18 protein-coding genes and 1 pseudogene are annotated in these 13,891 nt (G+C 56.4%); 7 read left to right on the forward strand and 12 right to left on the reverse strand.

What is annotated here, in order from left to right; genetic code table 11:
- Positions 1–7: 7 nt before the first annotated feature.
- Together sbnB and sbnA are read right to left on the reverse strand one after the other, a co-directional pair.
- Positions 8–997, reverse strand: a complete 990-nt coding sequence (gene sbnB / locus ACOYO3_RS07610; protein ID WP_002529432.1) for a 2,3-diaminopropionate biosynthesis protein SbnB — start codon at positions 995–997, stop codon at positions 8–10.
- Positions 998–1,999 carry a 2,3-diaminopropionate biosynthesis protein SbnA gene (gene sbnA / locus ACOYO3_RS07615; protein WP_002513414.1) on the reverse strand — a complete coding sequence of 334 codons (1,002 nt, stop codon included), beginning with the start codon at positions 1,997–1,999 and terminating at the stop codon, positions 998–1,000.
- Between the two features lie 190 nt (positions 2,000–2,189).
- Here sbnA and ACOYO3_RS07620 point away from each other — a divergent pair, with 190 nt between their 5' ends.
- Positions 2,190–3,014 carry a 4'-phosphopantetheinyl transferase family protein gene (locus ACOYO3_RS07620; RefSeq protein ID WP_002526556.1) on the forward strand — a complete coding sequence of 275 codons (825 nt, stop codon included), beginning with the start codon at positions 2,190–2,192 and terminating at the stop codon, positions 3,012–3,014.
- A gap of 95 nt (positions 3,015–3,109) precedes the next feature.
- Here the strand turns inward: ACOYO3_RS07620 and ACOYO3_RS07625 are convergent, their stop codons facing one another.
- The 6 genes and pseudogenes from ACOYO3_RS07625 to ACOYO3_RS07650 all read right to left on the reverse strand — a co-directional run bounded on the left by ACOYO3_RS07625 (position 3,110) and on the right by ACOYO3_RS07650 (position 8,982).
- The gene (locus ACOYO3_RS07625) at positions 3,110–3,802 is read right to left on the reverse strand and encodes a transcriptional regulator (protein WP_002547649.1); all 693 of its coding nucleotides are present in this window, start codon (positions 3,800–3,802) and stop codon (positions 3,110–3,112) included.
- 925 nt (positions 3,803–4,727) lie between these two features.
- Positions 4,728–5,524: pseudogene (locus tag ACOYO3_RS07630) on the reverse strand (helix-turn-helix domain containing protein).
- Entirely contained in the window at positions 5,517–7,223 is a 1,707-nt protein-coding gene (locus ACOYO3_RS07635; protein ID WP_002524904.1) for a hypothetical protein, read from the reverse strand. Before ACOYO3_RS07635 ends, ACOYO3_RS07630 begins: the two are co-directional and overlap by 8 nt.
- A complete protein-coding gene (locus tag ACOYO3_RS07640) occupies positions 7,220–7,741 on the reverse strand; it encodes a hypothetical protein (RefSeq protein WP_002513409.1) in 522 nt (173 codons plus the stop codon). Before ACOYO3_RS07640 ends, ACOYO3_RS07635 begins: the two co-directional genes overlap by 4 nt.
- Positions 7,742–7,810: 69 nt before the next feature.
- On the reverse strand, positions 7,811–8,371 hold the full coding sequence (locus tag ACOYO3_RS07645) for a GNAT family N-acetyltransferase (protein ID WP_002517970.1): 561 nt from the start codon (positions 8,369–8,371) through the stop codon (positions 7,811–7,813).
- Positions 8,368–8,982 carry a hypothetical protein gene (locus ACOYO3_RS07650; RefSeq protein WP_002519659.1) on the reverse strand — a complete coding sequence of 205 codons (615 nt, stop codon included), beginning with the start codon at positions 8,980–8,982 and terminating at the stop codon, positions 8,368–8,370. Before ACOYO3_RS07650 ends, ACOYO3_RS07645 begins: the two co-directional genes overlap by 4 nt.
- A gap of 28 nt (positions 8,983–9,010) precedes the next feature.
- Here ACOYO3_RS07650 and ACOYO3_RS07655 point away from each other — a divergent pair, with 28 nt between their 5' ends.
- From ACOYO3_RS07655 to ACOYO3_RS07665, 3 genes are read left to right on the forward strand one after another with little or no spacing between them, the layout of a single operon-like run.
- Positions 9,011–9,259, forward strand: a complete 249-nt coding sequence (locus tag ACOYO3_RS07655; protein ID WP_002513405.1) for a hypothetical protein — start codon at positions 9,011–9,013, stop codon at positions 9,257–9,259.
- A 16-nt stretch (positions 9,260–9,275) separates the two neighbouring features.
- On the forward strand, positions 9,276–9,857 hold the full coding sequence (locus tag ACOYO3_RS07660; protein WP_002513404.1) for a hypothetical protein: 582 nt from the start codon (positions 9,276–9,278) through the stop codon (positions 9,855–9,857).
- 14 nt (positions 9,858–9,871) lie between these two features.
- Entirely contained in the window at positions 9,872–10,417 is a 546-nt protein-coding gene (locus ACOYO3_RS07665) for a hypothetical protein (protein ID WP_002524903.1), read from the forward strand.
- 107 nt (positions 10,418–10,524) lie between these two features.
- Here ACOYO3_RS07665 and ACOYO3_RS07670 read toward each other — a convergent pair whose 3' ends face one another.
- The 3 genes from ACOYO3_RS07670 to ACOYO3_RS07680 all read right to left on the reverse strand — a co-directional run bounded on the left by ACOYO3_RS07670 (position 10,525) and on the right by ACOYO3_RS07680 (position 11,449).
- Positions 10,525–10,830, reverse strand: coding sequence for a hypothetical protein (locus tag ACOYO3_RS07670; RefSeq protein WP_002516396.1), 306 nt, complete (start codon positions 10,828–10,830; stop codon positions 10,525–10,527).
- A complete protein-coding gene (locus tag ACOYO3_RS07675) occupies positions 10,827–11,144 on the reverse strand; it encodes an IolC protein (RefSeq protein WP_002513401.1) in 318 nt (105 codons plus the stop codon). Before ACOYO3_RS07675 ends, ACOYO3_RS07670 begins: the two co-directional genes overlap by 4 nt.
- A 101-nt stretch (positions 11,145–11,245) precedes the next feature.
- Complete coding sequence (locus tag ACOYO3_RS07680) at positions 11,246–11,449, reverse strand: hypothetical protein (protein WP_002519446.1); 204 nt, start codon at positions 11,447–11,449, stop codon at positions 11,246–11,248.
- Between the two features lie 669 nt (positions 11,450–12,118).
- Between ACOYO3_RS07680 and ACOYO3_RS07685 the strand changes: the two genes are divergently transcribed.
- Positions 12,119–12,277 (forward strand): hypothetical protein, encoded by a 159-nt coding sequence (locus tag ACOYO3_RS07685; RefSeq protein WP_002513399.1) that lies wholly within the window; start codon positions 12,119–12,121, stop codon positions 12,275–12,277.
- Between the two features lie 140 nt (positions 12,278–12,417).
- A complete protein-coding gene (locus ACOYO3_RS07690) occupies positions 12,418–12,780 on the forward strand; it encodes a hypothetical protein (protein ID WP_002517838.1) in 363 nt (120 codons plus the stop codon).
- A gap of 107 nt (positions 12,781–12,887) precedes the next feature.
- Here ACOYO3_RS07690 and ACOYO3_RS07695 read toward each other — a convergent pair whose 3' ends face one another.
- Positions 12,888–13,103 (reverse strand): hypothetical protein, encoded by a 216-nt coding sequence (locus ACOYO3_RS07695; protein ID WP_002519445.1) that lies wholly within the window; start codon positions 13,101–13,103, stop codon positions 12,888–12,890.
- Between the two features lie 14 nt (positions 13,104–13,117).
- On the opposite strand from ACOYO3_RS07695, the gene ACOYO3_RS07700 reads away from it, so the two are divergent.
- On the forward strand, positions 13,118–13,570 hold the full coding sequence (locus ACOYO3_RS07700; RefSeq protein WP_002519444.1) for a hypothetical protein: 453 nt from the start codon (positions 13,118–13,120) through the stop codon (positions 13,568–13,570).
- The last annotated feature ends 321 nt before the right edge of the window (positions 13,571–13,891 follow it).

A 13,891-nucleotide genomic window follows, 5' to 3' on the forward strand; every position in this document is an offset into this window, starting at 1 on the left:
TCTATATTCACCGTTTCATGTCTCCGTGAAAGTCTGGAACACGTAATCCATCGCCGGATATTTGAACGTGCTCGTACAAGCTTTGAGCAACAGCAAGGTCCAAAATTCCTAAACCAAAAGGAGAGAATACGGTTGGATGATCAGGGTCAAGCTGCTTCTCAGAGCATATGAATTCCGCCAGTGTGCCTGTGATGAAATTTCGATTTCCGTTCAATTGTTCGAGGAGGTGGGGTGTAGTGTTTGCCTTCAGGCAATGTTCAACATCATCAAACACGTTATTAGCCGTTCGAATGGTCTCAGGGTGTAAATCACGAAGCGAGATATTGAGAACGAGCTGGTTCGGTTGGAAACGTACACTCATCGGCACATAAGGAGTTCCGGCGCTGGTGGCTAATAGCACGAGATCACAGCCAAGAGCTTCTTCTAAACTGACTACCGAACACTCGGGGCCGTGGCGAGTGACTATACGTGCGACTAATTCACTATTTAAATCGTGAATTTTCACTGGAACCGCTGTCGTGTATAGCGACTTAATAAAATGTAAAGTTGTCTGTGCGATAGGGCCACTGCCTACTACACCGATACTCGTAGGAGCACCGTGAAGAACTCGAACTGCAAGCGCAGCCGAGGCAGCTGTACGAGCCGCACTAATGCGGCTGGCCTCGATGAACGCATAAGCATAGCCGTTATCTGTGTTATTTAGCACGATGACTGCTGAAGCTCTTTGTAGCCCATGATCAACATTCTCAGGAAAGCTAGAAATCCATTTAATTCCCGACACACAGGTTTGATCATTGATATAAGATGGCAACGCTATGATACGATCTCGTGGAGTATCTGGAAACCGAAGAAAATAACTATCGGGACATACTGTATTTCCAGCGTGATGTGCTCGATAAACACGTTCAACAAGATCGATGAGAAACGACTCTCTGCCTTTTAAAAATGTTTCGACAAGCTTGGCGTCTATAATTAGCATTTCACCATATTTCGTCATTTAAATACCTTCCGTTTCTTTCACTTCGTGCGCAACAGGACGAATGGCATAATTAAATGCTGATTCCCCAAAGTTTTCCATAACCCAATCGTCGTTATATACTCCATCCAGATACCTTTCACCAAGATCCGGCGCAATAATGACAACGCGGCTTCCCTCGGGAATTTTATCTCGAAGAGCATCAAAAGCTGCTAGCACAGTGCCAGTCGATCCACCCGGTAAAAATCCTTCTACCTGCGCAATGCGTCGGCACTGTCTCACGGTATCGATTTCATCAATATAATACCGTTTTAGAGGAAATTTTTCGTCAAAGATTGGTGGCTTTACACTAGCGCCTAGACCAGGGATATATCGCCGCGAAGGAGCTCCTCCGAAAGTCACTGAACCAGTGCTATCAATAGCACAAACTTTGGTGCATGAACCACGCTTCATGACAGCCCTAGATACACCCATAAGCGTGCCAGTGGTACCAGCACCTACAAATAGGTAATCAGGATCTCCTAACTCTTCGACGATCGCTCTATATGTCTTCTTGGAATGAACCTCAGGATTGGCTACATTTTCGTACTGGTTTGTCCATAAAGGCCCTCCTGGCATCTCTACTAATTCGCGAACTCTAGCAAGTCGCGTCCCAAGAAATCCGCCCGCTGCATCCAATGATTGAACAACTTCCACTTCCGCGCCCAGTGCACGCATATGCGAAATCGACCTTGAATTTGCATTCACATCTGTAACAATTGTTAATTTGTATCCTCGGCGCGCACATACACCGGAAAGTGCTATGCCTAAACTCCCAGAAGAAGACTCTACGACCCAACCTCCTGGCTGAAGACCATGAAGCTTTTCTAAGCTATCGACGAGTGCAATAGCCGTCTTGAGTTTTACGGAACCAGCAGTGTTTAAACCTTCTAATTTTGCGTAAACATCATGTTTAGGAAATGAATTTTTCAAGCGGACAAATTGAGAGTTTTCATCTAGTTCTTCAATAGATCCTGCAATCATTTATGTGCTCCTACTGCGCATGACATGCCATCGGAAGTTTTCATAACATACAAGCAAATTATAATGAGGAGTCTTGTACAGGCTATGGGCGTTATTAGAAGAGGTTTAGGCAAGAAGTTACGGATCTTGATCATGTTGATCCTGCCTACGAATGGCGTTGATAGAATGACAGAGACAACAACACATATGCGTGACCTCCCTAGTGATACACGCTGAAGTAACTTGTCACCTACTTCATGAGCTAGTCTATCTCCTTATAGGACCACATAAAAGAGAGGACCAAAAATTGATCTACATCTCTCGTGTGTCACTCGATACATTCCCCAAGAGTGCCTTGCCACAGCTGATGGAAAGAGCTAGTCCTGAACGACGAGATAGAGCACGAAGATACGTGCGAATCGATGACTGCTTGCGCTGCCTCATAGCTGACGAACTCCGGGCCTATTCATTGAAGCTTGATTACAAGGTGCCAGTACAGTCAGAGGTATCGAAGAACGCTTTCGGGAAGCCGCTACTAGCAAACCGCGATGGTCCTAAGTTCAACTTGTCGCACGATGGGAAGTGGATTGTCTGTGCCACAAGCCCACATCCTGTAGGCGTAGACGTCGAGGCAGTCGCTGAGCCAGGTTTAGCGGTGGTCTCGAACGATTTTTCAGTGGAAGAAGTGGAGGCCTTGCGGACAACCGCTACGGCTCCCCTCTCCATCGCTCGAGCGATGATCTGGACACGGAAGGAGGCATACCTCAAATATCTGGGGTTGGGTCTCACTGTTCAGTTAGATTCTTTTTCAGTAATAGATCAAACCTTGCTGTCGCCAGCTGAAGGGATGACAGACGGTATTCAGTTTTATAGTTGGTGCGATGCCGATAACTCGCATGTGATCTCTGTCTGTGGCCACGGCGAGGAAGTCGTCATCTCTTGCGTCAGCGGGCAAGAATTACTAGATGGACTGCCACCATCTCACTGTTCAGAAGAACCTCAAGAGCAACTTCGTTGGTTGCCCAATCTTAGTTAAGATCATTTTGTAATTATCAAAATTCCAAGTCGCCTCGAGAAAAGCATTAACAGAGATCATATCTCACCAGGAGAGATGCGGCTTAAATATCTCTTTCAATCCTTCATGACAGCTAGGCTCTTCACCTCGTCACGATCAAGTACTGGATCACTCATGATAGATTTTTCGCGCTCAGCAATGCATCGTGGGCACTTTTTGAAAAAAACTGATCCGAAACGAGTTATACCTGCTGGTAGTGGCCCGTAATTAGTAGCTATCTTGGCTATAGCTCCCCATGAAGGAAGAACCCATTCCACAGACTGTCCTTGAGCAGGTACATCCGCTGAACGTCGATAATAAAATCCACCCAAGAGCTCCGCAAGATCCCAATAAGCATAAAATAGATCCGAGGCCAAATCGCTCTTCGAATGGACTTCTTGTCGCAAGTCACCATCGTGTAAAATAGCGATAGTGGGTCCCCGATCCTCCCCATGCACCAATGGTGGCATGAAAGAAAATTTCCGAGTATTATAGACATGTACCCAACCAGATACGGATTGCTCTGGAGCCATCGGGACAACATGTGCTGGTATGGAATCGAATCCTAAATAAAAAGCTGCTCGACACCTGTGGGCTCCATCAAGGATGATGTAAGGTGCCCCTTGGGCTACGTGGATGCTTTCTCGTAATGCTTCATGTTCTAGCAATTTTGTAAGACGCTTGAGACGCAAAGTCTCACATTCCTCATGCCATACGAGTTGGTTTAGCGGAAGATACGATGATAACTCACAGCTACTACTAATTTTCATCAATTTCATCAACTCTCAATGCACTATTAATGGCAACCTGGTCTTGAGATATCCGATCTATGACTCGGACCACTTTTTCATTGAGTAAGACAGTTTCTAGTATGTTTACTACGAATAAGGAAAACTTTCTTCAATTTTACCTTAGGGAAAGATATCTCATAGTTCCGCATCACGACTATTGAAATTTGCAGATCGACCGACTTCTATAACCGATAAATTATGGGCGACTACAGCGATGTCTGTCGAGGCACCAACGATGACTCTCGACAGCCCTGGACCCGCACTATCTCTTTTTTTGGGGGGCGCGGGATGGAACCCATCGCATTGGCAATGCCTCACAGATCATGCTCTTCCGATCCTTGTCCATACTTAACTGATGACCGCAGAAGCACAGATGCGGTAGGCATGGGCGGTGTCCGGATCATCCCCCCTTGGGAGCCAAGAGACCGTCGTTGATCACTACGTCGAACAAGGCCTGCAGGATAGGTTTACAAAACCGATCCGCCGCTACCACCAGTTCCGACACAAGCTTACGTACCATTGTTGATGCCATATCGCTCCTTCACAGAAGCGTTCCGGGGGGCTCGCAGACGGCATTGGCACCTTGGCACCGATGTCCGTGAATCCACAACGGAACCTGAAACTGCCCCACACGGTCTGATGCTCCGACTTTCGTCAGCTTCCCCAGATCATCCGGGGCATCAATCCATTACCAGATTGACACTTAGCACTGTACCCTCACCAAGACCACACCAGCATCGAGGACGGCGGGAGAGAGGCGAACCCGCCACCACACGATGCACAAATACAAAAATACATAGGCATCATGATGCTCTTGGGCATCTCGCATACCCCCGTACGGTGCCCAAACTCAATCCCTACGCAAAGCTCGCAGGCCTAAGTCTGCCCATCAAAATCATGGCTTTCACCAAACATCGATTTCTACACCGACTAGCCGACCCCTATCGGCGACATTGCCATACTGCTGACCCGCCTGGTCCTCTAGCCACGACAACGCATCCCGGAACATCCGCACGTCTTCCAAAGCGAAACCGCAGTCGTAGCCGCCCTTATCCCCTAACCGCACCATCTGGAGCTCCCGACGGCCACCTTCATCGACTTCGATCCATAGTTTCGCGTGCATCCGCTGGCCGCGGCCTTCTGACAGGATCTCGGTGAGCAGATCGGAGGCTTGTCCTCGCGCATCCTCGTTGTCGCGAGGGAATTGGAGTGTGTGGGAAGAACGGTGGTGGGGCAGGTTTGTGACCTCGTGACGCAGCAGGTTGCGCTTGCGCATCTGCCGTTCGAGGCGCTCGGGCTGACTCGTTGACGGGGTTGTGCCGTGGCGGCGTTTCCTCGGCAGGGTTTCAATGTGTTCCTCGCCCAGCACCTCCTCGTCGGACTGTTGTGGTGCGCGGCTTCGTCTCGGGTGCAGGAGTTCGGCATCCGGTTCGGTGGGACGGTGAGATGGTTTTCCGCGCTTACCGCGTACCTTCGCGGTCCGGCCTTTGCGATCATGCCGACGCCGGGCGGGGTAACCTCCTCGCCCCGCTCCAACTGTGTTAACGCCTCGACCAGGTTGGTGCCAGGCTTAAGCCCTTTTAGCACGAACCGCACCAGGCGGGGGTCTCGGCCGATTCGTCGGGCAATCTCGGCTTGGCTCCACCCTTCGGCTAACAGGGTGCGCACCAGGTCCTGAGCCCGATTGTCACGCTCAGTCACTGGTCGCCTCCTCGGGGAGTCCTACTTGCTCGGCCTGCTCTGATAGAGCAGCCCGCTCCGATCCGGTCTGAGGCGCTTCCAAAGGGCCCGGCAAGACACCTTTGACACGCAGCCGCCCGCCCTTGCCGTCATCGCCGCCCCCCTGGGCCACAGGGAGCGCCCAGGGGGGCACGTTGCTGGTGTAGATGGCGTCGCCGTGGATAGCCAGCAGGGTGCGGGAGTTCATGCGTAGTGCTCCTCCCTTGGTTGTGGCGTTTTTTCCGGTGGTGGGGTCGGCGATGGGTGTGTTGAGGGTGCGTACGCGGGACAGGGCCCAGATGCGGGCGGCGATTTCGGGGTGCCAGGTGTCGGGGTCGGGGCGGCGGCGGGCGGTTTGGTATTGGTAGGCGATGGTGTCACCGGTTTTGTTGCGGATGACGTCGAAGCCTTCGATGTCGGAGGGGATGTCGTCGGCGTCGTAGACGACGGTGGTGGTGACGGGGTTGGAGGCCGACATTTGGCCGATGGTCACGCGCAGCATGTTTTTCAACGCGGAGGTGAGGATTGTCGTGGCGGTGGGGTTTTTGTCTGCCCAGCGTTTCTCGGCGATGTCGATCATGTCTTGGATGGTTTTGACCCATCCTCGGATGGGATCGACTTTGGTCAGTTTGATCCCTTCGAGGAACTCGATGGGCTGGGTGATGGGCCCATCTGGTCCGGCTTCGGTGTCCCAGCCTTCGTCGATGGCTAGTTTCAGTTCGGCGGTATCGACCCATGTTTCGTGGGTGGTGCCGGGCACGTTGGGCCAAAACCATCCTGCTCGTCCTTTGGTGCGTTTGACCGGTAGTAGGCCGATGTCGTCCCACCAGGATGGCACGGTGAAGCGGATGTGGTAGCGGGCCGGGTGCCAGGGGTTGTTGGTGAACAGGTCGCGGGCTTCGGTGGCGCTGAGCAGAGTGGCGGGTGCGGCACCGATCTCTCCGGTCACTGATCCGGCATACATGAATCGGCCGTCGATGTACACGAAGTTAGGGATAGGGCCGGCAGGCACGGTGGGGCGCCAGCCCTTTTCGCGGTCCTCGGGGTTGCCGTCGTCGACGCATAGTTCGTAGCGGTGCTGAGGGGAGGTGTGTTGGATGAGTGCGCCCAGTTCGGGGTCCATCGGCTCCATGCGATAGGACTCGGGGGTCCGTAGCTTCCAGAGGTTGATTCCTTCTGCTCCGGGGCGGTCCATGAGGGCCCAGTCGCGGTCGATTCTGGTGGCGATGATGTGGGTTAATTCGCGCCATGCCCAGCGGGCCTGGATTGGGGTGAGGGTCTGGCCAGGGAACCATTCATCAGCGACCAGAATGTCGAGGTTGCGGTCGGTTTCTTTGTGGGTGAACCGGCCTCGGGCGGGCCGCCCGGACAGCATGAACAGGCCCCGCACGTGCCAGTCCTGGTTGAACTCGCGGGTGTGAGCGGGGGTGTCAGGCAGCAGCCAGGATTGAGGCTGGTCGGGGATGTTACCGCAGACGATCAGGCGTCGGGCGTTGTGGTGTAGCGCGGTTGTTAGCAGGTCTGACAGGGTCGCGTGCTTGGTGCGTCGTCCCCCCAGCACTGGCAGGATCTCGTTTCCGGCCGCGTCGACTCCCCGGGCGGTGTCGATGTCTAGCCACACTGTTTCGGGGTCGGGGGGCCGATGTGGGGCGGGACGGCGCTGCTCCTGGTCGTCTCTCATGGTTTCCTCCTTTGGGCCAGGGAGCGGCCGGCGTCGAGGGCGTTCATGCGCTCGCGTTGTTCTTCGCGTAGTTGGTAGACCCGGCCTCGTGACACTCCTGCTGCCTCGGCGATGGTGGTGGCCGGCAGGTGGCCGATGGCGGCAGCGTCGGCAAGGACGTCACGCCAGGCCAGGTCAATGGTTCCCAGCTGGGCTAGAGCTTCGTCGCGGCGGCGGGTGGCATCAGCCACTACGGAGGCCCACCCTGTGGGGTGGATGGTCTTGACGACGATTCGGTTGTGGCGGATGGGGCCCCATGCATCAGCGGGGACTTGCCAGCCGTGATTGGCGGCGGACTCGGTGATCTTGAGGCGTCGCTCAGGTGCGCGGGTGCGGGCAGTGACGTCGGTGTTCCAGGTCTGGACTGGTACCCACGTCCCCTCTCGGATGCGTTCGATGACGCACGTGGTGACCTCGTCGGTGACTGTGATGACCAGACGATAATCTTTCCCGTCTGGGGTGGTTCGGTAGCTGGGCATTTCACCCTCCCCTATCTGTCAAATGAGCTAGACACAGTGTCTATTTAATTTGACGCAAAGTCAAGTGTGCTAGACGCCTTTGTGTGGATCCGCCCGCCCAGACAGGCACTCACGTCTCATGACCCGCCGCGACGTCTTAACGAAACCAAACCGCTTATAGAACCGCTCCGCAGCGGGCCCGGAGGGCTTCAGTTCGAGGGTGAGACCGTGCTCGTCGGCCCATTGGCAGACTTGTGTGAGGATCTGTGAGCCGTGGCCTTGAGTGCGGGGGACGGCGTGGACGCACATGAGCATGGGGCCGTGGCGGCGCGCTGGCGGGGCCACGTAGGCTCCGCCATGCCAGTCCGGTGTGGTCTGCCAGCTTCGCCATGTCGCGGTACGCCAGTGGTGGGCTTCGAGGGCCACCATGATCACCGCGACGACGACGAGCGTTGCGGCCCCGATCATGGCCAGCTCACCCTGACCAGGCCAGTTCCCGCAGATGATCCAGTCTCTTAACGCCCAGATGATCGCGGCTTCCACGCCTGCTGCGATCGGGATGAGCAAGGCAGAACGAAGGTGTCCTGCCATGATCTCGGTGATCTCGCTGCGATGCCATGACAAGGAGAATTCCCACGACTCTTGAATCATGCTGATGTGTGAACGGCTTCTTCGGCTTCGCCCTGCCATAGTTTCTCCAAACGACGCTCAGCCAGCTCGTCGGGACACGGCGACAGCCTGCCGCACTCGGAGCAGACCCCGAAGTGGCGCGAGAGAGTGATGACCGGCTCGTCGGGAGCATGAACCGACTCGATGCCCGGGTGCTGCTCATCGGTGAGTCCCGAAGCGTGGCTGATCTCGATCAGACGGAGGTGGACCATGCCGTCGTAGCTGTCGGCTCTCTCGACATGGAACGGGTAGGAGCCGTCCGCGGTGTGGCCTGCAACCAGGTCCCCGATCTTCAACTGGCTGGCGGTCATGGTTCGCACCGGCGGCAGCGGGGTCCGGGTCGCGTTGATCCTCATGGTCTCTCCTTGCTTCTGCGCCTTCATAGATGAAGGTGCCACAGCCGGGGTTGATGTGCGGAACCACAGCCACTTTTTCAATAAATCCATCACCACGGTCTCACCCCTTCCCAAATGTGTAAACCATGATTTACACATTTGGGGCATGATCGAACCCACAACCATCTCCACCACGCCCCGCGTGGCCATCATCTCCCCCAGCGGGCCAGCACGGTTCTGGGGCGAGCCTCCCAGCATCGCACTGCGCCGACACGGCCGGTCCCCCATGAGGTCCCTTCCTTCCGGGGCCCTGCTGCTGGTGTGGGACGTCACCGTTTTGACCGGGCCCACTCTCGGCCACCGCGTGCGTCCTCTCAGTAAGGACGCCGAGCTGACTGCCCGGCGCTGGCTCGACCAGGTCGCCGACAACCCCGGCTTCCTCGACACCCTTATCGAGGCCGCCCGCATCACCGATGGATGGCATCACGCGACGCCTCCGCACATTCAGGCCCCTTACCGGACCCTTCATCAGTGAACGGAGGTACAACGACATGACCAGCGACATTGACATTGACCGGACCCACAAACCCGACGACCGCGCCGAGGCTCCTCTTTACCGGTCCTGGGCCAGGAGACTCGTGCACGTCTCCGGGATGCCCTGGCGTATCGTCGCCGCCTTGGCCGGGGTCTCCCCCACCTCCATGCACCGGCTTCTATTCGGCCGCAACGGTCGACCCGTGGAATGGATCGGCATCAATGATGCTCGCGCCCTGATGGATATCGGCATCGATGATCTCGCCTCAGCGTCCACCGACCGTATCCCGGCCCGCGAATCCCGCGAGCTGTTGGTAGCCCTGCACACCCTCGGCTGGACCGATGAGCATCTAAGCCGCTGGCTGACCAGTTCCGACCTCGACCTGGCCACCACCCCCAAGGCCCTCTACGTCACCCGGCTATCCGCCGCCCGCATCCAGGCCACCTACGACATGCTCATCAGCCAGCCCGTCCGCCGCTGCGGCCACCCCCGCACCCCGCCTATCTCGTCCCAGACTCCGGTTACCTCGCCCCAGCCCGGGCCCGAGGATGCCGAAACGTTCCAGCCCGCCCTGTTCGAGCTAGCCGACTGCGCATGAGACCCCACACAAACATGGTTGAATCGAAGGGCTCAGCCAGCAGCCAGTTACCAGGAGTCCCCGTGCATCTATACCGCGCTGTTCTTACCCACACCGACATCCAGATCACCGTCCGCATCTGGAGCACCACCGACCACGACTGGACCTGGACTCCCCTCGACACCTGGACCCCCGACCCGACCCCGACCACACCAGCCCAACTGGCCGACGAACTCCACCGACACGGATGGACCACCCCCGAGGACCCCACCACCCTCACCAAGGTGACTGTGATCCCCGAGAACTGGCAGGCCCTCGTCGACCACGCCCTCGCTGCCCGAAACCACCAAGCCAACCAGCTGCGCGTCGCCGAGAACATCCTCACCGACATCCTCGGCGACGCCGCCGACGCTGGCCTTTCCGTGACCTTCCTCGCCCAGGCTGCCGGATTGTCCCGAGCTGCCTTCTACAAACGCAGCGCTAAGACCATCAACTCTATGAGGCACGCCGACCAGCCGCGCGAAGACCCCTCCCAGCTCACCCGAGCCGAGAAAACAGCACTCAGCCTGGGCGACGAGTGATCCTCACACCTCCTGCGACAGCCCGGCCGTGGAGCCTTCCCACACGTGTCTAGCCAGCACTGACCGGGAAAACCTATTCGCGGCACCACACCGGGCCCACTCACCAGTCACCTACACCCCCGACTGCCCCTCGCGAAGACCCAACCAGCGAACCAAGTCCCCAATGCGCCCACCACGATCAGCACACCCACGGCGACCACCAGGTGGGAAGCACTAACCGACCCCAACAACCCAAGATCAAACAGGCCCTGCCCGGGAACGCCGAGCAGCCCGTGATCGCGAAGCCATGCTCCGAGATGACCGATGATTTTAGGGGCCATCTTCTTCAGCAGGGCTATCCCTCCGATACCAACAACGATGAAGGCGAGGATTTCTTCGCATCCGTTGTTTCCTTCTCCGGTGGGGCCGTTCATGCTGCCTTCTCGGGGTGGACGGCCAGCCAGCCGATGAGGTTGTCGGCGACCTGTCCTGAGGTTTCGATCAGTTCGACCTGTCCGGCCTGCCATGCGCGCGATGCGCCGGCCAGCAGTGATGCCGGGGCCCCTGCTGCGCGGCTGAGAGAAGCGACTTCAGTCAAGGCGGTGCGTAGCTCCTCGATGGCGCTTTCGATGTACCAGCCGCTGTCGGTACTGGTCTCGGTGGCGTCGGTGGCGGTGATAAGGGCGTCGGTGAGGTTGTTGACGGCATGGTCGAGATCAGCGATGCTCGGTAAAGCTACGGGAGTCACGGTGTGTTTTCCTTCCAGGGATGCCTTCACTGGTAAAGGTTCCCTGGGTCCGGCCGATGTGCGGTGATTTAAGAAAGATGCTCCGCATCAAGTCGTTTGAGTCAGGAAAATTCGGCTAGAACGGCACCAAGGTTCGCTCCCACTCGTCCAAACCTGTGGCGGGGCTGCCCCTGTCTGAACGCACATGCGTGTGCACTGTCTGCGGGATGATCCTGGACCGCGGCATCAACGCCGCGGTCAGCCCCGCTCGCTAGCCACGATGGGCACAGGAGAGCGGCCGAGACCGGGCGCAGCCCCTCCGACATCATGCGCACCGCCCTCATCGACTACCTCGATGCCGCAAGCTAACATCACCTCACATGCACGCGCTACAAGGAAGTCATGCAGGCGACAGCATGAATCACGATCTCACCCCAAGATAATGATCTTGGGATTCTGAGCCGGGTCAATCCATCGCAGCGTGTTAGTCAGCTTTGACAGTGAGTCCATACTCACACACCCAGCAGTGTAACGCGTCGCATAATGCAAAAAGATCGCTGCCCCCGACTCAGCACCATGACGCGCCGGCGAGCCATAGTTGAAATCCAGTACGGCTGCTTGCCGGTACTGACGGCCCACGTAGCTCGTTGTCCGACTTCGACAACGCGCGACAGTCCTGACGCCACCGGTTGTAATCAGGGGCAGTGGGATCACCGATCCACCACGAGCACGAATTGATCCGCCGATACGGCAACTTCGTCCCCGGATCACCAGCACCGAAAGCAAAGACGACCCCGTAGACACCTGATGGGGCGTCATATCACCCTGAATACACTGAGATCCTGACGTGACACCGCGCAGCCCAAAATGAGCTCCCACACCCGACGCCGAGACTCTTATCCAACCGCGCGACAACCCGCACGGCAGAGCGGTCGACCTCACTACACGCCACCCCTCGACGCGCCCGAAAACGGTCGTTTTCGAACGCTCGGCTTATGACCCCACAGCGTCGTACAATATTTACTGCGCGCATTATCCTTAAGCGGAGCGCTAAAAAACACCGTTTTACCGAGGCTGACGTGCTCTACGAGATGCGCAATGCCCTGACTGTTGAAGAGGATTTCGAGGCGTCAAGAGTTCCCAAGACATGGTGATCCGAGCCTGCATATTAGGCCTGCCTTGTCCGGGGTGGCCATTGAGGTCATGGGGTACACGCGGTCAGATCACACACTCGTAATTTTCCATGACATGAAGTGTCGAAAGAAAACCTTTGAATTAATGAGGAGGAAGAACAATGACTGACGAACTTGACGCGGAGTTGGCTGCATGGGCTGAGTCGGATGCACCCGTGACCGTGCCGGGCCGGATACTTCGTGGCGCAGCTGCTCGTGCTGCTGGGCGCCGCGCGTTGGCGTGGGCTGGATATCCCAATGTCGAAGCTGGCCGGATCACTCGTGCCGGGACCGGGCGCAGTCAAACAGGCAACTTGCGGCACCGCCAAGTACGCCTCGATGTTGTGACAGATGCGCGGCTCGATGATCTCGCGACTAAGACTGGACGCAAGCCCGCTGACATTATGCGCTCGGCTATTAGCGCCTACCTTGACGCCGCCGGGGATACAACGGTTTATCTTCGCGATAAAAGTAGGGAGAGATGACGAGAACCCAGAGTGGGTTTGGCCTTGGAGTCTGAGCTGGTCTTCAAGCATTCCGCTGTCCCTTACTCGCTGAGGCGGTGGCGCGGCAGCCGGCCGCGCCACCGCCTTCACCGTTGGTTCTTACGTCTCTGTTTCGCGGCCATCTGCTCGATCGAGTCGCGGATCAGATCGTCGGCGCTAACCGGGGAGAAGTAATGTACATTCCGGGCTACCGACGCCTCTGTTATAGACATATATAACCCGTTGATGTCAATAGAAATGGGAACTCTCAGCTTTTTGGTGAGTTTATGTATTCGAGGCCAGGATGTGGCGTGGCTATTCATGGCCCCGACGCTCCATGCATCATTCCTCGGCTGAGATTGACTTAGACAGCTCGGTGTTAGTGCCGAAGGTGGCGAGTTTTGAGGACGAGGGCGGGGATAAGTTCGTTGAGCTGATTGACGTCGAGGGTTCCGTTCATTCCGGCGGCGAGTTAGGCGGTTATGGTGTGGTCGACGTTGGTGATCGTGCCAGTGATACTGAAGGCAAAGGTATGCAGATGAACTTCAGTACTTGGCTGCACGTGCGTCTTGGAACACTGGAGATCCAAACAATGGATTTACATCGGAGATTTTCACGCTTTTCGACCACATCCAACCCAACATATCCTCCCAAATTATTTAGACAATCCTGCCACGCATGCGGGCGCACTCACGGTGCACATAGTTTTCCACTCCCCATAGGATGCAAACGGTGTCGAGCAGAACACTCAGAACAAGGACTTCAGGATGAGTCAATTCGTAGACATTGAACCCTCATACGCAATAACACCACTCCAGCAAGAAAATTTCTAGAGATACCCCCAAAAGGTAGGTGCTCCCCCACCGCTTTCTCCTTGGGTATCGTCTCCAATATGTAAGATAGCACAGTTTATTCAGAAAATAACGAGATTGAGCGGCCACGTCGACCAGAGTTTCTCAGATCGTCCGGATCACATGTGATTCGTCGCAGACTCTACAAAACTGGCCAGAACTCGCCTCAAACCGGATGTTCGAAGGGAGGATTCATGCCCCACAGCACGCCTGACGTGCAAGAACATGCGCGAGGCGCAGCCGTCACGTCAGTCCGGCAG

Source organism: Cutibacterium sp. KBN10P07758 (assembly GCF_050286205.1).
Lineage (GTDB): Bacteria > Actinomycetota > Actinomycetes > Propionibacteriales > Propionibacteriaceae > Cutibacterium > Cutibacterium acnes.